The 19,261-nt window shown below is 44.6% G+C and carries 18 protein-coding genes and 1 pseudogene; 13 read left to right on the forward strand and 6 right to left on the reverse strand.

All coding sequences use genetic code 11. The annotated features are described in order from the left end of the window. Positions 1-17: 17 nt before the first annotated feature. On the reverse strand, positions 18-1,127 hold the full coding sequence (gene chaA, locus I2494_RS15325; RefSeq protein ID WP_218467734.1) for a sodium-potassium/proton antiporter ChaA: 1,110 nt from the start codon (positions 1,125-1,127) through the stop codon (positions 18-20). 171 nt (positions 1,128-1,298) lie between these two features. Then, positions 1,299-1,850, reverse strand: a complete 552-nt coding sequence (pagP, locus tag I2494_RS15330; protein WP_218467735.1) for a lipid IV(A) palmitoyltransferase PagP — start codon at positions 1,848-1,850, stop codon at positions 1,299-1,301. A gap of 382 nt (positions 1,851-2,232) precedes the next feature. On the opposite strand from pagP, the gene yqaB reads away from it, so the two are divergent. The 4 genes from yqaB to luxS all read left to right on the forward strand — a co-directional run bounded on the left by yqaB (position 2,233) and on the right by luxS (position 5,530). Continuing rightward, complete coding sequence (gene yqaB, locus I2494_RS15335) at positions 2,233-2,799, forward strand: fructose-1-phosphate/6-phosphogluconate phosphatase (RefSeq protein WP_218467736.1); 567 nt, start codon at positions 2,233-2,235, stop codon at positions 2,797-2,799. Beyond that, positions 2,796-3,224: a YqaA family protein gene (locus I2494_RS15340; RefSeq protein ID WP_218467737.1), complete on the forward strand. Its 429-nt coding sequence runs from the start codon at positions 2,796-2,798 to the stop codon at positions 3,222-3,224. The genes yqaB and I2494_RS15340 overlap by 4 nt, the downstream gene beginning before the upstream one ends. Positions 3,225-3,296: 72 nt before the next feature. Next, complete coding sequence (gene gshA / locus I2494_RS15345; protein ID WP_218467738.1) at positions 3,297-4,859, forward strand: glutamate--cysteine ligase; 1,563 nt, start codon at positions 3,297-3,299, stop codon at positions 4,857-4,859. Positions 4,860-5,014: 155 nt separating this feature from the next. Further along, entirely contained in the window at positions 5,015-5,530 is a 516-nt protein-coding gene (luxS, locus tag I2494_RS15350) for an S-ribosylhomocysteine lyase (protein WP_218467739.1), read from the forward strand. A gap of 77 nt (positions 5,531-5,607) precedes the next feature. On the opposite strand, the gene I2494_RS15355 is transcribed toward luxS, so the two are convergent. Next, positions 5,608-6,903, reverse strand: coding sequence for a CNNM domain-containing protein (locus tag I2494_RS15355; RefSeq protein WP_218467740.1), 1,296 nt, complete (start codon positions 6,901-6,903; stop codon positions 5,608-5,610). 65 nt (positions 6,904-6,968) lie between these two features. Further along, positions 6,969-7,760: a cytochrome C assembly family protein gene (locus tag I2494_RS15360; RefSeq protein ID WP_218467769.1), complete on the reverse strand. Its 792-nt coding sequence runs from the start codon at positions 7,758-7,760 to the stop codon at positions 6,969-6,971. 173 nt (positions 7,761-7,933) lie between these two features. Here I2494_RS15360 and ffh point away from each other — a divergent pair, with 173 nt between their 5' ends. The 4 genes and pseudogenes from ffh to murP all read left to right on the forward strand — a co-directional run bounded on the left by ffh (position 7,934) and on the right by murP (position 12,755). Further along, positions 7,934-9,292 carry a signal recognition particle protein gene (ffh, locus tag I2494_RS15365; protein ID WP_218467741.1) on the forward strand — a complete coding sequence of 453 codons (1,359 nt, stop codon included), beginning with the start codon at positions 7,934-7,936 and terminating at the stop codon, positions 9,290-9,292. 38 nt (positions 9,293-9,330) lie between these two features. Next, positions 9,331-10,191, forward strand: a complete 861-nt coding sequence (locus tag I2494_RS15370) for an SIS domain-containing protein (RefSeq protein ID WP_218467742.1) — start codon at positions 9,331-9,333, stop codon at positions 10,189-10,191. A gap of 181 nt (positions 10,192-10,372) precedes the next feature. Beyond that, positions 10,373-11,275, forward strand: coding sequence for an N-acetylmuramic acid 6-phosphate etherase (murQ, locus tag I2494_RS15375; protein WP_218467743.1), 903 nt, complete (start codon positions 10,373-10,375; stop codon positions 11,273-11,275). Between the two features lie 24 nt (positions 11,276-11,299). Beyond that, positions 11,300-12,755 (forward strand): annotated as a pseudogene (gene murP / locus I2494_RS15380) (PTS N-acetylmuramic acid transporter subunit IIBC). Positions 12,756-12,823: 68 nt separating this feature from the next. Here the strand turns inward: murP and I2494_RS15385 are convergent. After that, positions 12,824-13,945 carry a M20 family metallopeptidase gene (locus tag I2494_RS15385; RefSeq protein WP_218467744.1) on the reverse strand — a complete coding sequence of 374 codons (1,122 nt, stop codon included), beginning with the start codon at positions 13,943-13,945 and terminating at the stop codon, positions 12,824-12,826. Between the two features lie 242 nt (positions 13,946-14,187). On the opposite strand from I2494_RS15385, the gene I2494_RS15390 reads away from it, so the two are divergent. From I2494_RS15390 to rplS, 5 genes are all read left to right on the forward strand, one after another. After that, complete coding sequence (locus tag I2494_RS15390; protein WP_218467745.1) at positions 14,188-15,603, forward strand: amidohydrolase family protein; 1,416 nt, start codon at positions 14,188-14,190, stop codon at positions 15,601-15,603. 275 nt (positions 15,604-15,878) lie between these two features. Beyond that, on the forward strand, positions 15,879-16,127 hold the full coding sequence (gene rpsP / locus I2494_RS15395) for a 30S ribosomal protein S16 (protein WP_130592857.1): 249 nt from the start codon (positions 15,879-15,881) through the stop codon (positions 16,125-16,127). A gap of 19 nt (positions 16,128-16,146) precedes the next feature. Then, on the forward strand, positions 16,147-16,677 hold the full coding sequence (rimM, locus tag I2494_RS15400; protein WP_130592856.1) for a ribosome maturation factor RimM: 531 nt from the start codon (positions 16,147-16,149) through the stop codon (positions 16,675-16,677). A gap of 54 nt (positions 16,678-16,731) precedes the next feature. Further along, entirely contained in the window at positions 16,732-17,478 is a 747-nt protein-coding gene (trmD, locus tag I2494_RS15405) for a tRNA (guanosine(37)-N1)-methyltransferase TrmD (RefSeq protein WP_218467746.1), read from the forward strand. A gap of 56 nt (positions 17,479-17,534) precedes the next feature. After that, positions 17,535-17,891, forward strand: a complete 357-nt coding sequence (rplS, locus tag I2494_RS15410; protein WP_130592852.1) for a 50S ribosomal protein L19 — start codon at positions 17,535-17,537, stop codon at positions 17,889-17,891. Positions 17,892-17,966: 75 nt separating this feature from the next. Here the strand turns inward: rplS and I2494_RS15415 are convergent, their stop codons facing one another. Continuing rightward, a complete protein-coding gene (locus I2494_RS15415; RefSeq protein WP_218467747.1) occupies positions 17,967-19,145 on the reverse strand; it encodes a pyridoxal phosphate-dependent aminotransferase in 1,179 nt (392 codons plus the stop codon). Positions 19,146-19,261: the final 116 nt, after the last annotated feature.

The following is a 19,261-nucleotide window of genomic DNA, read 5'->3' on the forward strand; positions in this document are numbered from 1 at the left end:
TTGGTGAGAAGGGCAAGTTATCCCATCATCAGAACCAGCATATAAGCAACAAACACGGCCAGATGCGCCGCACCATTCAATACATTTGTTCTGCCCGTTGCAAACGAACTCTGACAAAGCAGCAGCACGGTAACAAGTAATACAATGTTAGAGGTCGACAGACCAAAGATCAGCTGTTGACCAGTAATGGTTGCGATAATAACGACAGCCGGTACGGTCAGAGAAATGGTTGCCAGCACCGAGCCGAAGAACAGATTCATTGCGCGCTGTACCTGATTATTCATTACAGCCTTCAATGCACCCAGACCTTCCGGTGAAAGAATTAATAATGCAATCAGGAAGCCGGTAAATTGCGGTGGTGCATGCAATTCAGTTAATAAATATTCCAGCGAACCCGCATTGATTTTAGTCACAGCGATAACAGCGATCAAATGAACCACTAACCAACAGGCATGCCAGGCATTGCCATGAGCAGAAGGTTTTCCATGATGATCGTCCGGGCCATCGCCTTCATCTTCGTGTTCATATATAAACAGATTTTGATGAGTTTTAGTTTGTATGGTCAGGAATACGACGTACATCGCAGCAGACAACAGGGCAATAATCAAAAGCTGACCTGAACTAAAAGTTCCACTGCCAAAGGTCGCAGGTAATACCAAAACAATAATTGCCAGCGGCAGTAATGCTGTCAAATATTGCTTGATACCCGCCAGATTAACGTGTTGGGTTGCAAATTTGCGGCCACCCAATAATAAAGATATGCCTACCAGCCCACTCATGACTATCATAATGACAGAATATAACGTATCCCTCATCAGCGTTGGTCCGGTGTCACCGGTAACCATCAGCGCAGAAATCAGGCTGACTTCCAGTATCACCACTGCCAGACTCAGGATTAGTGAACCGTAGGGTTCTCCCAGTCTGTGAGCCAGTACGTCGGCGTGACGAACCACACTAAAAGCTGCACCCAGAATCGTAACCAGTGCAAGAAGGTTAATTAAGACAGTAATCAGAAGGTTAGTATTGTGCTGCATAAAGAGCAGTACAGGAATGGTAATCATGGTCAGAATGAGTGAATACTCTTTATGACGCGTTTTGCCCGAAGGATGATGTTGTGCTTGATCCATAAATTCTCTCTGTGGCTAAGGGTATAATCAGGCGATAAAGTGAAGTTCTACTTTTATTACATTCAACATAGATGTTAATAGAACTTTAGTCACAGGGCTTAAATAATCAGGCCGGACGTTAACCTGCCTGAGAAAAAGGATTAACGTTACCGGCTCTGAGAAAGCTCTCAGCTAGAACTGCCAGCGAGCCCAGGTAAATAAGACGTTACCGTTGTTATAGGTACCAGGAATATAGGTATTTTGAATAGCAAACTGCTTATATTCTATCGAGAATAGTGGCAGTGGTAACGGTAATGGAATATAGGAGTAGTCGTGGCGAGCAGTAATCGCCGCAGTAAAACCGAGCCCCAGACGCCAATCTCTGTCTTTACCAAAATACCAGTTTTTCTGGTAGCCATAACCGGCAATAGGTTGAAATTGATTGTGTGAGTCTTGAAACTCCATCGCGTAAATAGAGTGCCAGTTCCCTTCATTGTCAAACCGTGATACGCCATAACCAACCCCCCAAGGTCTCTCGTTATAAGAGTCGGTTTTATCTTTGTCATACATGGCACGGTTATGCCATGTATTTAAGGGAACATAGAGGTCACGGGTAGGGGAGTTCCAGGTTTGTTTAACATTGCTCTTAATGGTTTCCCAAATACCGTCATCTGCCGCCTCTTCTGCAACGGCATTGAAAGATAAACTGAATAACAGAGCTGATGTAGCGATAACGGCTTTCATAATTTGAGAATTACTTTCCAGTGTGTGTATATGTCCCTATTCTGCGCGTTTCCAAATAAAAAAAGCCGCGCATAGAATCTGTTTTGTCATAGTTCGTTGGCAATGAGCCGTTGGTTATTATAATAAAATCATGTATGGAATTCACTATAAACGCGCTATTTATGTGGCGTAGTTGTTACAAGATGTTGGTCTGGAGAGATGACGCCGTCGTGAAAACAGTTATTTTTTATTGGTATTGATGATTAACCTTAATAAATATAGGGATTTATCTTGTGTTACATAATCTGCTATCGAGCTAACTCAATCAGCGACATTAATTAGCTTTTAAGTTAAAGTAATCGAATAGTTTGTTATCTGTTATCTAAATATTGAGGGGTCTGTTATGTATGACCGCTATCAGGGGCTGATCTTTGACATGGATGGCACTTTGCTGGATACCGAAGAAGGGCATCGAAAAGCCTGGAGTGAGGTACTGGCAAAATATGGTATGGAGCTGGATTTAGAAAAGGTTATCGCTCTGAATGGTTCACCTTCCTGGAAAATTGCTGAATTTGTTATCAACAGTTATCAGGTTGATATGGATCCTTATAAATTAGCACAGGAAAAATTCGATATTGTCGAAGAGATGGTATTGGATATGGTTAAACCATTACCCATTGTTGAGGTGGTTAAGTCCTATCATGGGAAACGCCCGATGGCTGTAGGTACAGGTAGCATGCATGGTTTTGCTGAAAGACTCTTGCAACACGTTGGTCTAAAAGATTATTTTACGGCAATTGTTGGTGCTGATGATGTACAACATCATAAACCAGCGCCGGATACTTTCTTGCTCTGTGCGCAGCTAATGAAAGTGACTCCAGATTCTTGCATCGTTTTTGAAGATGCGCCATTTGGCCTTCAGGCGGCTAAAGCTGCTGGTATGGATGCCGTGGATGTTCGTTATTTGTGAGTGATGCACTATCGCTATCGGCGCTATTCAGCAGTAGTTTTCTGAGTGCGACTATATTGCCAGGCAATTCAGAAGTAGTATTTGCTACTTTATTAACTACGGTAAATACCGCGCCATGGTTATTGCTGGTGGTAGCGATTATAGGGAATACGCTAGGAGGGCTGACGAATGTCATCATTGGCCGAATAGCGCCAATACCTAAACATCACCCACGATTAGAATTGGCTATGAAATGGCTACAACGCTATGGTTCGCCGGCGTTGTTATTAAGTTGGTTGCCCGTAATGGGTGATTTATTGTGTCTGCTGGCCGGGTGGTTACGTTTACCCTGGTGGTCGGTTACTTTTTTTATGCTGTTAGGGAAATCACTGCGCTATTTACTCGTGATGGTGATTACGCTAAAGGGCATCTCTTTTTTTAGCTAACAAAAGAGAGAAGTATCGATATGAATCTTCGGTTTCGGCAGGTTGTATGAACATTGATTACGGGAGGTCGAATTGATCCCGGACGTATCGAAAGCGCTATCCTGGCTGGAAGCGCATCCTCAGGCTCTAAATGGTATTCAACGTGGTATTGAACGCGAGACCCTTCGTATAACACCGGATGGTCATTTGGCGACGACCCCACACCCTAAATCATTGGGTTCGGCATTGACTCATCGCTGGATAACTACGGATTTTGCAGAGGCATTGCTCGAGTTTATTACGCCGGTGGACGAAAATGTCGATCACCTGCTGGCTTTCCTGCGTGATATTCACCGCCATGTGAGTCGCGATTTGGGTTCTGAACTGATGTGGCCATTAAGTATGCCGTGCTTTATCAGTTCAGAAGACAAAATAGAGTTAGCTCAGTACGGTACTTCAAACGTTGGTCGATTTAAAACCTTGTATCGTGAGGGGTTGAAGAATCGCTACGGCGCATTGATGCAGACAATTTCCGGTGTTCACTATAACTTTTCGCTGCCATTAGAATTCTGGCAGGCGCGGGAAGGAATAACTGATGCTGAAAGTGGTAAAGAGAAAATTTCGGAAGGGTACTTCCGTTTGATTCGTAACTATTATCGTTTTGGCTGGGTGATCCCTTATCTGTTTGGTGCTTCTCCGGCGCTCTGCTCCTCTTTCATTAAAGGCCGTGAAAACAAAATGCCTTTTGAAAAACTGAAGAGCGGAGCCTGCTACCTGCCTTATGCGACTTCATTACGCATGAGTGATTTGGGCTATACTAATACAGCTCAAAGTAACCTTGGTATTACCTTTAATAATCTGGCCACTTATGTGGAAGGATTGAAAAAAGCCATTTCAATTCCAGCTGAACAATTTAAACATTTAGATGAGAAGAGTAATGGGCATTACCAACAGATTAATAGTAATGTTCTGCAAATAGAAAACGAATTTTATGCACCAATCCGGCCGAAGCGCGTTACGCGCAAAGGTGAATCACCATCCGATGCATTATTGCGTGGTGGCGTGGAATATATCGAAGTGAGAGCGTTGGATATTAACCCATTCTCACCTATTGGTATTGATGCCGATCAGGCTCGATTCCTCGATTTATTCCTGATTTGGTGTACGTTGGCAGATGCGCCAGAAATGAGCAGTGAAGAACTTCAGTGTACTCGCCATAACTGGAATCGGGTCATACTTGAAGGGCGTAAACCGGGGCAGACTATTGGTATTGGTTGTGATACCGCTCGTCAGCCGTTGGAAGTGGTTGGTAAATCACTGTTCGCCGATCTATTGCGAGTTGCAGAGGTGTTAGATGGCTCAAACAAAAATTCGCAATATCAGGAAGTATGCAATAAATTGATATCTGCTTTTGAAGATCCTGAACTGACCTTCTCTGGCAGAATGCTGCAGGCCATCAAGGATGTTGGTATCGGCAGTTTTGGTTTGGCGCTGGCGGAACAATATCGTCAGATGCTACAGTCAGAACCATTAAGTGTATTAACTGAAGACGCTATGGAATCTGAACGTGTCGCTTCTCTTCGTCGTCAACAGGCGTTGGAAGAGCAGGATACGATAAGTTTTGATGAATATCTGGCTGAACAAAACCAGCGTTAGTTGGATAAAAGAAAGGCCACATATCTAGTGGCCTTATAAACATCTCTAAAGAGGGATGATGATAACGAGTGTTCTTGTACTTATTAGGACTCACGTTTTCGAGAAAGGTTTCCTGTTTAAGTAAAAAAAGTTATTTTTTTTATGAGGTGACGAAAATGCCATTGTTAGATAGTTTTACCGTTGACCATACCCGTATGGCTGCACCCGCTGTTCGGGTTGCAAAAACAATGCAAACACCCCATGGAGATACCATCACGGTGTTTGATTTACGTTTCTGTCGCCCGAATATGGAAATTCTGCCAGAGAAGGGGATCCATACTCTGGAACATCTGTTTGCCGGATTCATGCGCGACCATTTGAATGGTAATGGTGTTGAGATCATCGATATTTCCCCGATGGGATGTCGTACAGGGTTCTATATGAGCCTGATTGGTCAGCCTGAAGAAGGTCGGGTAGCGAAAGCATGGGAAGCTGCGATGGCCGATATTCTTAAAGTGCAGGATCAAAATAAGATCCCTGAACTGAATGAGTTTCAGTGTGGTACTTATGAAATGCATTCACTGAAAGAGGCTCATGATATTGCCCGCCATATTATTGACAGCGGCATCAGAGTCAATCGCAACGACGAACTGGCATTACCGGCAGAAAAATTATCTGAATTGCATCTGTAAGTCAGATATCTGCTGTTAAATTGCTAAAAGATAAAACCCGCGAAAGCGGGTTTTATTTATCAGTTATCAATAGTTAATTATTTCTTTTTCAGATTCTTTGCTGGTGGTTCACCGTTAAGTGGGCGAATCAGTACCTGCTTAATCATATTGTTATTTACTTCAATGATATCGACAGAATAGTTTTTGAAGTCAACGTGAGTGCCGGCAACCGGGATATCTTCAAAATGTTCCAGCAGCAATCCATTAATAGTTTTAGCCGTCGAGGTTGGTAAGTGCCAGCCAAAAGCTTTATTCAGTTCGCGAATACTGGCACTGCCGTCAATATAAACTGAGCCGTCTGCCTGAGGTACCACTTCTTCTGCCAGAGAAGGAGACATAGAGGTAGTAAAGTCACCCACGATCTCCTCAAGAATATCTTCTACGCTAACCAGTCCCTGAATATCACCATATTCATCAACGATGATGCCGACTTTTTCCCGATTACGTTGGAATTTAACTAACTGTACGTTCAGTGGAGTTCCTTCCGGAATAAAGTAAATTTTGTCCGCGGCCCGTAACATAGTTTCTTTATTGAGCTCACTTTTTTCCATCATCAAACGATAAGCTTCGCGAACTCGCAGCATGCCAATGGCATCATCCAGAGTATCTCGGTACAACACAATACGACCGTGAGGAGAGTGGGTTAGCTGCTTAAGAATATCTTTCCACTCATCATTCACATTGATTCCAACAATCTCATGGCGTGGAACCATGATGTCATCAACATTGACGACTTCTAAATCCAGTACCGATAACAACATGCTTTGGTAACGATGAGAAATCAGCGGATTTGAGGCATTTACAATAGTCCGCAGCTCATCTTTGCTGACGGCATCACTGCCTTTAACGTCGGAACGTAAACCAAACAAATGCATGATCAGGCGGGTTATACCGTTCAGTAGCCAGACCAACGGCGCCATGATTTTTTGCAATGGTTTTAGTAGAAAACTACTGGGAAAGGCCACTCGTTCAGGATAGAGGGCTGCAACAGTTTTTGGCAGAACTTCCGCGAACACCAGAATGACAAAGGTTAGTATACCAGTCGCAATGGCAACACCCAGATTGCCGTAGAGGCGAATACCAATAACGGTAGCCAGAGAAGAGGCCAGAATATTAACCAGATTGTTGCCAATTAAAACCAGGCTGATTAAGCGATCCGGACGTTGTAGTAGTTTTTCTACTCGTCGTGCCTGACGGTTGCCCTTACTGGCAAGGTGGCGGAGCCGGTAACGGTTCAGCGTCATCATCCCCGTTTCCGAGGCCGAGAAATAGGCTGAAATCAGCACCATGACAATTAAGATGATAATTAGGGTACCGGTTGATACGTCGTCCACCGATAAATGTCCTCAGTTATAATGAGCTATACCATTAGTATATAAACAGCTCGAGCGAAATGCTGTTAATGAGCTAAAAGTTCCTGAATCAGACGGCTGCCAAAATAACCCATTGTCAGTAAAAATGCGCCGCTCAGGCTAAACCATACCACTTTACGACCACGCCAGCCTTTACTGTAGTGGCCCCAGAGTAAGACCAGATAAACCAGCCATGCCATGGTTGATAATGTGGTTTTATGCACATTCTCCTGGCCAAGTAAATTATCCAGATAAAGTACGCCGCTCAGTAAGGTAAGCGTCAACAGGATCACACCCACCTGCGTAATATGAAAGCACTTACGCTCAATAGACAGCAGTGGTGGCATATCCGGGCTGAAGGACAATTTCTTATTTTTCAGCCGATAGTCAATCCAGGCAATTTGAATGGCATAGAGCGCGGCAATAATTAACGTAGCATAAGAGAACAGAGCCAGAACGATATGAACCAGCAGCGTTGGGCTATCTTCCAGATGGGTAATAAATTCCCATGGTGTAAAGCTGGCCAGCGCCAGATTGATGATGGAAAAACTGTAAACAATAGGAAGCAATATCCAACCGCGATCTTTAGATGCCACAAATGTCATGATGGCACTGATCAACAGGCTGGTTCCTGACGCAATATTAAGCAAACTCAGATTTTGTCCATAGTCGACATCAAAAATACGCTGCTGAAGAGCGATTCCGTGAAAAACGAGCGCAATAGTGGCTGATATCAGCGTCCAGCGACGATGAATGCCTTTTTTTCTTAACAGACTGGGAATAATCAACCCAAGGCTAGTCAGATATGCGATCAGTGATAATATGGCGAAAACAGGCATAATCATTAATGTTTGCATAAACCATGGAAAAAAGTGTAACCAGTATAACGTTAGTGGCGGTTCCCTCCAATCAATTCTCAATAAGTATCGGTAACTGACCTGAGTATTGTTCGTGTTATACTTGCTAAAATTTTACCGCTGTCGCGGATTACCATCATGTTGGGCATAAGACGATGTTTGAAAACTTAACCGATAGATTGTCGCGCACGCTGCGCAACATCAGTGGCCGTGGGCGACTGACCGAAGAAAATATTAAAGATACACTGCGTGAAGTCCGTATGGCATTGCTGGAGGCCGACGTAGCTTTACCGGTGGTTCGCGATTTCATCAATAAAGTAAAAGAGAGCGCTGTTGGGCAGGAAGTTAATAAGAGCCTGACTCCGGGACAAGAGTTTGTCAAAATTGTTCGTAACGAACTGGTTGCGGCCATGGGGGAGGAGAATAACAGCCTCAATCTGGCTGCTCAGCCACCGGCAGTAATATTAATGGCGGGTTTGCAAGGGGCGGGTAAAACCACCAGCGTTGCCAAACTGGCTAAATTCCTGAAAGAAAAACAGAAGAAAAAAGTGCTGGTCGTTTCTGCCGACGTATATCGTCCGGCGGCAATTCGTCAGTTAGAAACGCTGGCTGAAGCCATCAGTGTTGATTTCTTCCCATCTGATGCTCAGGAAAAACCGGTTGATATTGTTACCAACGCTTTAAAGCAGGCCAAACTCAAGTTCTATGACGTTCTGATTGTTGATACCGCCGGTCGCTTACACGTCGATGAAGCGATGATGGACGAAATCAAACAGGTTCATGCCGCTATTAATCCGGTAGAAACGCTGTTTGTGGTTGATGCCATGACCGGTCAGGATGCGGCTAATACGGCGAAAGCTTTTAATGAAGCACTGCCTTTAACGGGTGTAGTACTGACCAAAGTAGATGGTGATGCACGTGGTGGTGCGGCGCTTTCTATTCGCCATATTACCGGTAAACCAATTAAGTTCCTGGGTATTGGCGAGAAGACTGAAGCGCTGGAGCCTTTCCATCCGGATCGCGTAGCATCACGTATTCTGGGCATGGGTGATATGCTCTCTTTGATCGAAGATCTTGAGAGTAAAGTTGACCGTGAACAAGCAGAAAAGCTGGCGAATAAACTGAAGAAAGGCGATGGTTTTGACCTGACCGACTTCCTTGACCAACTGAAGCAGATGCGCAACATGGGCGGAATGGCCAGCATGATGAGCAAATTGCCCGGAGCAGGCCAGATTCCGGATAACGTGAAAGCTCAGATGGATGACAAATTGCTGGTGCGCATGGAGGCGATTATTAACTCCATGACGCTAAAAGAACGTGCCAGTCCGGAAATCATCAAAGGTTCACGTAAGCGCCGTATTGCTGCTGGTTCGGGTATGCAGGTGCAGGACGTTAACCGCCTGCTGAAACAGTTTGACGATATGCAGCGCATGATGAAAAAGATGAAGAAGGGCGGATTAGCGAAAATGATGCGCGGTATGAAAGGTATGATGCCACCGGGTATGATGCGTTAATTTGGTATATTGATAGTTCCATGGGGGAGGTGAGATAAATGGCCTGTTTAGCTGTGATAGCCACCAATCTGGCTCAGTTTCCCCCAATGGAAAAAAAGATTGCTGAATATATACTGGAAAACCCCAAAAAAATCAGAGAACTGTCATCTCAGGAACTGGCGACAATTTTAAATATCAGTCAGTCAGGGGTAGTCAAATTTACGCAAAAACTGGGTTTTAAAGGCTATACCGCTTTTAAATTGGCGATCAGTGAAGAGTTAGGACGTAGTGAGCTGGTAGCCAGTAAATCGGCGCTGCACCTGCATAATGAAATTACCGGTGATGATACCCTGCTTGAAATTGCCGCTAAGTTGTTGTTAGAAAAGCAAAGTGCACTGCATGAAACCATGAATGCTTTACAGCCTCAAATTTTTGAGCTGGTGGTTGAACAGATTTTCAATGCTAAGAAAGTGCATATTACCGGTGTTGGTGGTTCAGCTTTAATTGCGAAAGATCTCACTTATAAATTATTAAAAATAGGTATTCCCGCCTTTTCTGAAATGGACAGCCATGTCCAATTAACGATTGCCCAAACGCTGGGGCCGGACGATGTTCAAATCGCAGTTTCGTATTCCGGGATGCGTCGTGAAGTGGTTCTGGCTGCGGAAGTGGCTAAAAAGCAGGGGGCCAAGCTGGTGACGATCACCAGTTTAAAAAGCAATCCACTAAAAAATCTGGCTGATTATGCACTTCATTCCGTAGCGGATGAAAGTCAGTGGCGTAGTTCCTCTATTTCTTCCCGTACCGCTCAAAATGCGATTACCGATCTGCTGTTTATGGGATTGGTTCAGCACAATCAAGAACATGCGAATTCACTGATTCAACAAAGCCGTGAGTTAGTGAATAAAATCAGTTTGTAATCATTTCTCCGGCTACTTCTTTTTTATTTATCTGTCGCTTAATGTGTGATGACAATCACACATTGATAGTTCTATTTTTCTTCCCGTTAAGGAATAATTTATCATTCAATCAACTTTAATTTTGGAATAAAAAATTCCAACCATGATTGGTCATAGCCATAATAAGTTTACTGAGGCCCATATGAATATCGATTTAAGCTCCATGGTCACGGAAAGTCGCAATACAGCTAGTGAAGACATCGACCAGCTATCAACGCTGGAGATGTTACGAGTAATAAACAACGAAGACAAAAAAGTCGCACTGGCCGTTGAAAAGGAGTTACAGCATATTGCGGATGCAGTAGACATTATTAGCGCTGCTTTTACTCAAGGCGGTCGTCTGGTGTACTGCGGCGCCGGGACTTCCGGACGACTGGGTATTCTGGATGCCAGTGAATGCCCACCAACATACGGTACTAAACCTGAACAGGTTATTGGCTTGATCGCAGGTGGTCATCAGGCAATCTTTAAAGCGGTAGAAAATGCAGAAGATAGTCTGGAGTTAGGCATTGAGGATTTGAAGGCGATTGGCTTCAGTAATAAAGATGTGCTGGTTGGCATTGCGGCCAGCGGCAGAACACCTTATGTGATTGCCTCAATGGCGTATGCCAAATCACAGGGGGCTAAAGTTATCAGTATTAGCTGTAATCCAAATAGCCCAATCGCACAACAGGCCGATATTGCTATTACTCCGGTTGTTGGTGGCGAGGTGGTTACCGGCTCATCACGTATGAAAGCAGGAACGGCTCAAAAACTGGTTTTAAATATGTTAACCACAGGGTCGATGATCAAAATTGGCAAAGTGTACGGTAACCTGATGGTGGATGTGGAAGCAACTAACGCCAAACTGGTGGAAAGACAAAAAAACATCGTCATGCAGGCAACCGATTGTAGTCGGGAAGAGGCAGAACAGGCGTTGTCACAGTGCCAGCGTCACTGCAAAACCGCGATTGTGATGGTCTTAACCGGTATGAGCGCAGAGCAGGCTAAACAGGCGCTATCAGCCAGTCATGGATTTATTCGTGCGGCAATCGCCTCTAAATAATTAGCGCGGGAATGAGAAAAAGAAATGGCTAAAATCACCAGAGAGATGATTGAAGAAATCGTTGTCGCAATCGGCGGACGGGAAAATATCCTGAAAAGCGGTAATTGCATGACGAGATTGCGATTAACGCTGAAAGATAATCAGGTGGTTGATAAAAGTCGCCTCAAGGTTATTCCTGGCGTGATGGGAGTCGTAGAGAGCGATAACCAATTACAGATTATCGTAGGCCCGGGAAAAGCGCAGGCTGCGGCAGAACTGGTGAATGCTCTTCTGTCGGAACAACCAATAGAAAACACAGCCAAACCTGCTGGTGAAACTCAGCTAAAAGATATTGCCTCTTCGAAAAAGAAGGCGATGAAATCTAAGCAGAATAGTGCGGTTCATCATTTTTTAACTAAGTTTGCCACTATCTTTACGCCACTGATTCCGGGATTTATTGCTGCTGGTCTGTTGTTAGGTTTTGCAACGCTGATAGAACAATCTTACGTTCAGAGTGGGCAGGAGGTCAGTGGTTACTTGCTGCATGTTATTGCCTACATGAAGTTGTTTAGTAAAGGTCTGTTTGCTTTCTTGAGCAATTATGATTGGTTATAACGCTCAGCAGGCTTTTGGTGGTTCTGGTGTAAATGGTGCAATTATTGCTTCACTGTTTATTCTGGGATATGACCCAAATGCTACCGCCGGAATTTATTCCGGTATGGATAATTTCTTTGGTCTGCATATCCTGCCAAAGGGCAACATTATCGGAGTACTGATTGCGACTATTGTGGGTGCTTATGTAGAACGAGGCGTCAGACGTTTTATCCCTGACAATCTGGATATGATCCTCACCTCTACTATTACGTTACTGATTATGGGGGCGGTAACCTTTGTGGCGATTATGCCGTTTGGTGGCGTTCTGTTTAGCGGCATGTCCTGGTTATTCCTGCATTTAAACGGTAACCCAATTGGTTGTGCCATTTTGGCTGGTCTGTTTTTGATATCGGTGATGTTTGGTATCCATCAGGGATTTATTCCGGTCTATTTCGCCCTGATGGATGCACAAGGATTTAACTCATTATTCCCTATTTTAGCCATGGCTGGCGCCGGGCAGGTAGGCGCAGCGTTGGCGTTGTATGCCAAATCAGATAAGGCATCATTATTACGTACTCAAATTCGTGGAGCGATTATCCCCGGTCTGCTGGGTGTGGGGGAACCACTGATTTATGGTGTGACATTGCCGCGAGTTAAGCCGTTTGTCACTGCCTGTATCGGTGGAGCTATCGGGGGATTCTTTATTGGTTTGGTTGCCTATATGGGATTACCGGTTGGTTTAAATACGGTATTTGGGCCATCAGGGTTGGTGGCTATTCCTTTAATGACTTCTAATCACGGTATTTTTGCTGGTATAGGTGTGTATACCGCTGGGTTGCTAGTTTCCTATCTCGGTGGTTTTGTGGTGACCTATTTCTTTGGCACTAAAGATATCGATTTATCGTGAGATATTTTTAGCGATAGGGAAGGGCACCGTTTGGTGCCCTTTGTTTTTCAATAAATGAAGTTCTCTGGTTATAAGCGGGTAATCAGTTCTGCCAGCAGTGCAGATCGAGGCGCCATATCAGCAATATTAATATGCTCATATTCTGCATGCGGGCCTGCGCCCGTTGAGCCTAATCCATCCAGAGTTGGAATGCCCATCGCAGCAGTAAAGTTACCGTCGCTACCACCACCAACGGCGGCATCTGTGACTTCAAAGCCCAGTGCTTTAGCCGCATCTTGTGCTTTCGCCATTAGTCCGGCGGAGGCTGTATTACGCTCCATTGGTGGGCGAACCATACCACCAGTTACGGTTAGCTTGATCCCATCAAGTTTGGCTATTGAACCGTATATCGCCTGATGAATACGTTCGGCTTCATCCAGCCTGGTTACCCGAACATCAATACTTAGATTAGCTTCTTCTGCGACCACATTGATTTTACTACCGCCGCTAACGATCCCGACATTAACTGTCGTGCCATTTTGCGGTGCGTTAAGTGAGTGCAGATATTGGATCTGATAAGACATTTCCTGAATGGCGCTGATACCGTCCTCAGGATTGTTACCGGCATGAGCCGCCCGCCCTTTGATATGAACATAAAAACGTCCGGTACCTTTACGACCGGTTTTTAGCGCACCGCTAGCGGTGGTTGGTTCAGCAACCAGCACCTGTTGATAGTGTTTTGCCTGTTCTTCAATAATTGGACGGGAACTTGGGCTACCTAATTCTTCATCAGCATTACACAGAAAACGGATGTGACGGTCTTCCAGCAGATTTAATTCTTTTAGTGCTTTAACTGCCCAAATTGCCTGAATCAGTCCACCTTTCATATCCAGTACACCGGGGCCAAACAGCTTGCCATCTTCCTGACGTAAGCTCAGACGACCAATATCCCAGACGGTATCAAAGTGACCCAGAATCAGGGTGTGTTGTGAACCATTACCAATATCAAACGCCAGATGGTCGCCGTATTCAGTTTGGGGGAATACTTCAGCTTTTGCCCCTAAACGTTCCATAAACAGTTTCTGTAAAAGCTGACCACAGGCATCGACTGCGGTTTTGTCATGAGAAGGGGATTCTGCTTTAGCTAATAGTTCAAGATCGGCCAAAATGTGACTCTGATGTTGAGTCAAATAAGAGGAAATTGCTGACATAATTATAACCTTATTTTTAGCAAGGAACCCGAGTATAACGTTTCTAATGAAGGAAAAGAAAACCGATCAAACACGCTTTTGATTTGGATCTAATACTTGTTTTGCATGCATCCTGCTTTCTTTGCATTGTTACTTTTCTCCATGGCTTGTTAGCCTGATGATTCAGTGAGTTATGGTTTATCTTCGATGTATTAATCACCCTAATAATAAGTAATAACAAGATAATTCATCAGGAGTTAATAATGTATCTTTATGATTTAGTTATTAAGAATGTTCATATCAAAGATCCCATTAATAAAACAGATAGTCTGATGGATATCGGTATTGCTGATGGAAAAATTTCAGTAACACAAGTCGATATTCCTATTATTCAGGCTAAAAAAGTTATCGACTTAACCGGATATACTGCAATTCCCGGCATTATTGATCCTCATACCCACGTTAGTGAGTTTTGGGGAAGTAATAACGGCCAGGCCATGTTGGCAAAAGCGGGTATTTGTACCACGCTGGATATGGCTGGCCCGCTGGAAGATATCCTTAATTCAGTTCCGCAGCATGGCGCAGGATTGAATGTGGCAGTCCTGCAATTTGCCAGCCCACCTTATACGCTGGCGGATTCAAATCCTTCTGTAAATGACATTCGTACCTTGGTTGAAACCAGCCTTCATCAGGGGGCTTATGGCGTTAAACTGCTTGGTGGACATTACCCATTAACGCCTGAGGCCTCCGGGCGGTTGATCGAGGAAATTGCCATACAGGGTGGTTATGTCGCCTGGCATGCGGGTACCACTCAGCATGGATCTAATATTGAAGGAATGCGTGAAGCGGTGACTATGGCAAATGGCCACTTTTTGCATTTGGCCCATATCAATAGTTACTGTCGTGGCGCAATAAATAGCGAATTGGAAGAGACGCAAGAAGCCATCGAGCTGCTTATCAATAATCCTAACATTTACAGTGAATCCTATATTTCACCGTTAAACGGTACCAGTTTGGCCTGTAAGGACGGCGTTCCTATTAGCAAAGTTACTTGTAATAGTTTGATTAAGTTGGGATTCACAGCAACCGAAGCTGGAATGGAGCAGGCTTTCCGGGCCGGAAAAGTGGGCTGTGTTATCAATGGTGGTAGTGAAAGCATTCGAATTTGCGGTGAAGAGGGCATTAAAGTCTGGCGCGAAAATGGTACTGAACTGGGAGGAATGTTCCCGGTTAATCCTCCATTACCCCGTATTATGTTGGCGCAGGCAAAACGCAAATCAGGTGATTTTGTGGTGGACTGTCTGTCAACTGATGGGGGCTGTCTGCCGCGCAATGTTTTGGTTGAAAAGGGATTAGGATTGGTTTTTCTTGATGTGATTACACTGGATGAATTTATTATCAAAACATCCTGGAATCCGTCACGCATGTTACGTTTATCAAACAAAGGAAGCCTGGGTATTGGAATGGATGCAGATATTACGGTATTGGATATAGAGAGCCGAACACCTGTTGCTACTATTGTGGGTGGAAATATCGTGATGTACAAAGGGCTGGTATGTGGACAAGGCTCGACGATTATCTGTACCAGACAAGGGGAAGAGACGCTGAAAAAGCGGGGTATCAGAACTTGTGTGGCTGATCCTTCTCAAAAGCCATTGGCGATGAGTTTGACTCGCTAATCTATGCGAAATTGCTGAGTTTTTATATTTGCCACTAAATTAAACCGCGGAGAAACGTTTTATTCCGGCATGGGCAATTGATTTATGTGGTAAGTTACTCCTGTTTATTGAGTGATGTAGTCTCTGTTCCAGCCACTTTTGGAATTGAATCACTAATATCAGGCGCTTTAGGTTGCTTTTTGCGCCAAAATGAGTAAAATTTTCGGGCTTTTTATATTGCACCAGACCCCGTTCCTCGATGGGGTCTGTGTGTTTTATTAACTAAAGAGGATGTTATGGTAACAATTCGTTTAGCTCGTGGCGGCGCTAAAAAGCGTCCGTTTTATCAAGTTGTTGTGACCGACAGTCGTAATGCACGTGACGGTCGCTTCATCGAACGCGTAGGCTTCTTCAACCCGGTTGCTACCGGTCAGGCAGAACGTCTGCGTTTAGATCTGGACCGTATCAATCATTGGACTGGTCTGGGTGCAACCGTTTCTGATCGCGTAGCTTCGCTGATCAAAGACGCAAACAAAGCAGCATAATTTGTCTGGGTGTCAACAAATGAGCAAGCTACTAAATCCGGTAGTTCTCGGGAAACTGGGTTCTACATATGGCATCCGGGGTTGGCTCAGAGTGTTCTCATCCACCGAGCAATCTGAAAGCATTTTTGATTATCAGCCGTGGTATATCCAGCGGGCTGGTGAATGGCGGGTTATCGAGCTGGAAAGCTGGAAACGCCACAATCAGGATTTGATCATCAAGCTGAAAGGCGTTGACGATCGCGAAGTTGCCAACAGTTTGACCAATTGCGAAATTGCCGTTGAAGCTGAGCAACTGCCACCACTGGAAGAGGGTGATTACTACTGGAAAGACCTTATGGGCTGTCAGGTAGTAACAACTTCAGGTTATGAATTAGGTAAAGTCACAGACATGATGGAAACCGGTTCAAATGACGTTTTAGTGGTTAGAGCAAATCTGAAAGATGCTTTTGGCGCCAAGGAGCGTTTAATCCCGTTCCTGGATGGACAAGTTATCAAAAAAATCGATCTCACTGCTCAATTAATTGAAGTTGATTGGGATCCTGGTTTCTAACTCCGTATTTGACGCGTTAAGCGTCTGGCGGTAGTAGCAAATGGAACGTTAAGTATGTGGATTGGTGTAATTAGCCTGTTCCCCGAAATGTTCCGCGCGATTACCGATTATGGGGTAACCGGCCGAGCAGTAAAAAATGGCCTGCTGAGTGTAACCTGCTGGAGTCCACGCGACTTCACGCACGATCGGCACCGTACCGTGGACGACCGGCCTTATGGCGGTGGACCGGGGATGTTGATGATGGTGCAGCCCTTACGGGATGCAATACACACGGCAAAAGCAGCGGCAGGCGAAGGGGCGAAAGTTATTTATCTTTCTCCACAGGGTCGCAAACTGGACCAACAGGGTGTTTGCGAGCTGGCGACTAATCAGAAGTTGATTTTGATTTGTGGCCGGTATGAAGGCGTGGATGAGCGCGTAATACAAACCGAAGTCGATGAAGAATGGTCTATCGGTGATTATGTACTCAGTGGCGGCGAGCTTCCCGCGATGACATTGATTGATTCGGTTTCCCGATTTATACCGGGAGTACTGGGGCATCAAATGTCAGCCGAAGAGGACTCGTTTGCCGACGGTTTGTTGGACTGTCCGCACTATACCCGACCTGAGGTGTTAGATGGCATGGAAGTACCGGCAGTATTACTATCGGGTAACCATGAACATATTCGTCTTTGGCGCATGAAACAGTCGCTGGGTCGAACCTGGCTTAGAAGACCTGAGCTTCTAAAAAGCCTAGCTCTGACTGATGAGCAAGCAATGCTGTTAAAACAGTTCCAACAGGAACACCGACAGCAAGACTAATAAGGGAAGGATAATCGTTCCCGCAGTTTCAGTTTACCTAGGGTAAGAGAGATATTATGAGCAACATTATTAAGCAAATTGAACAAGAACAGATGAAAAAGGACGTACCTGCATTCCGTCCGGGTGATTCCGTGGAAGTTAAGGTATGGGTCGTTGAAGGTAGTAAGAAACGTCTGCAGGCATTCGAGGGCGTGGTTATCGCTATTCGTAACCGCGGTCTGCATTCTGCGTTCACTGTTCGTAAGATTTCCAACGGCGAAGGTGTAGAGCGTGTATTCCAGACTCACTCACCTGTTATTGACAGCATTACTGTTAAACGTCGTGGTGCCGTTCGTCAGGCTAAACTGTACTATCTGCGTGAGCGCGCTGGTAAGTCTGCTCGTATCAAAGAGCGTCTTGGTAGTAAAGCTTAAGCAACATCCAAAGCTATTAGTTATATACAGGGCTTAGCTATGCTAAGCCCTTTTTTTATATCTGATTTATAGTAATCAGACCCAACCTTTTCTACGAAACTCTTTCAGTACGCTAACAAACGTTGTCATCTCTTCTGGCGTACCCAGCGTCAGACGATTCCAGCCTTTAGCCGGTGGGAACTCACGGCCAACAAACACATGATATTCCTTCATTCTGTCCTGATAGGTTTTTACTTCTCCCGGAACTTTGTGGAAGATAAAGTTAGCCTGTGAAGGCAAGTATTCCAGACCCAGCTCATCCAGCGCATTGGTAACAATCTTACGGGCAGTTTCTACTGAGGTTTTACTGATAGTCAGGAAAGTTTTGTCGTCCAGCGAGGCGAGAGCAGCAACCGCACCCGCAGCATTGGTATTATCCAGGGAAATGAAATCTTCAACCTGAGCAATAATCTCTTCATGAGCAACAGCGTAACCAATACGCAGGCCTGCTAATGCATAAATTTTAGAGAAGGTACGGGTTACTACTACGTTTTTATGCTGCTTTAAAATCAGCTCGATACCACTGTGAAAACGTGGGTCGGTGACGAACTCAGCGTAGGCTTCATCCAGTAGAAATAAAGTGCGTTCCGATGCGGCTTTAATCCAGGGATCAATCTGATCGGCTGGTGTAATGGTCGCTGTTGGGTTATTCGGATTACACAAATACACAATGGATAAACCGGGGAACTCATCCGCAATCTTCTTCATTCCTTCAATATCAAACGCCAGCTTATCGTTTAATGGCACTTTAATAACGGCAACACCAAGCGCTTTGGCATACAGCTCGGCATAGTTGAAAGTTGGGTCAGGAACGATGACCTGAACTTTCTGACTCGCTTTTTGGGCCTGATAAATAGCCATTTGAACCACAGCCTGTATGGATTCTGATGAACCATTGCCTAATGAGATATTTTTTGCCTGGAGTTTGTGGCTTTCAGCTATTTTTTCAATTAACTGCTCTCTGGCAGCATCCGGATAGCGAAAGGCTTGAGGTAAAGCATTCACCACCGCTTGTTGCGCTTTAGGAGACATTCCCAGAGAGTTTTCATTAAAGTTCAGCAGCAATGGTTGCTCTTTGGTTGGCGTCGGTAAAACTTTTGCAGCACTGGCGGTTTGATTATCCTGGCTGGCTCTGGCCATGCCGGTGGCCAAATTGCCAAAGGTTAATCCACCCAGTAGTAATCCTGATGATTTTAATAGCGTACGTCTGTCCATAATTTTCTCTCTTATAATGAATATTTATTCAATAAATATGGGTTATCCGCAATAACCTAGCGAGTTTTATGAATATTGTAAATATCAGGAAATAAATTTAGTCAGAGCAAAGAAGA

The sequence above is a fragment of the Limnobaculum allomyrinae genome (assembly GCF_016649425.1).
Classification (GTDB): Bacteria; Pseudomonadota; Gammaproteobacteria; order Enterobacterales; family Enterobacteriaceae; genus Limnobaculum; species Limnobaculum allomyrinae.

What these genes read in the sequence shown, in the direction of transcription:
- I2494_RS15385 (WP_218467744.1), bottom strand. Translation starts at nt 13,945, where the DNA reads ATGTCAGCAATTTCCTCTTATTTGACTCAACATCAGAGTCACATTTTG.
- I2494_RS15390 (WP_218467745.1), top strand. Translation starts at nt 14,188, where the DNA reads ATGTATCTTTATGATTTAGTTATTAAGAATGTTCATATCAAAGATCCC.
- chaA (WP_218467734.1), bottom strand. Translation starts at nt 1,127, where the DNA reads ATGGATCAAGCACAACATCATCCTTCGGGCAAAACGCGTCATAAAGAG.
- luxS (WP_218467739.1), top strand. Translation starts at nt 5,015, where the DNA reads ATGCCATTGTTAGATAGTTTTACCGTTGACCATACCCGTATGGCTGCA.
- yqaB (WP_218467736.1), top strand. Translation starts at nt 2,233, where the DNA reads ATGTATGACCGCTATCAGGGGCTGATCTTTGACATGGATGGCACTTTG.
- murQ (WP_218467743.1), top strand. Translation starts at nt 10,373, where the DNA reads ATGAATATCGATTTAAGCTCCATGGTCACGGAAAGTCGCAATACAGCT.
- rplS (WP_130592852.1), top strand. Translation starts at nt 17,535, where the DNA reads ATGAGCAACATTATTAAGCAAATTGAACAAGAACAGATGAAAAAGGAC.
- rimM (WP_130592856.1), top strand. Translation starts at nt 16,147, where the DNA reads ATGAGCAAGCTACTAAATCCGGTAGTTCTCGGGAAACTGGGTTCTACA.
- I2494_RS15360 (WP_218467769.1), bottom strand. Translation starts at nt 7,760, where the DNA reads ATGCCTGTTTTCGCCATATTATCACTGATCGCATATCTGACTAGCCTT.
- rpsP (WP_130592857.1), top strand. Translation starts at nt 15,879, where the DNA reads ATGGTAACAATTCGTTTAGCTCGTGGCGGCGCTAAAAAGCGTCCGTTT.
- pagP (WP_218467735.1), bottom strand. Translation starts at nt 1,850, where the DNA reads ATGAAAGCCGTTATCGCTACATCAGCTCTGTTATTCAGTTTATCTTTC.
- I2494_RS15370 (WP_218467742.1), top strand. Translation starts at nt 9,331, where the DNA reads ATGGCCTGTTTAGCTGTGATAGCCACCAATCTGGCTCAGTTTCCCCCA.
- ffh (WP_218467741.1), top strand. Translation starts at nt 7,934, where the DNA reads ATGTTTGAAAACTTAACCGATAGATTGTCGCGCACGCTGCGCAACATC.
- trmD (WP_218467746.1), top strand. Translation starts at nt 16,732, where the DNA reads ATGTGGATTGGTGTAATTAGCCTGTTCCCCGAAATGTTCCGCGCGATT.
- I2494_RS15415 (WP_218467747.1), bottom strand. Translation starts at nt 19,145, where the DNA reads ATGGACAGACGTACGCTATTAAAATCATCAGGATTACTACTGGGTGGA.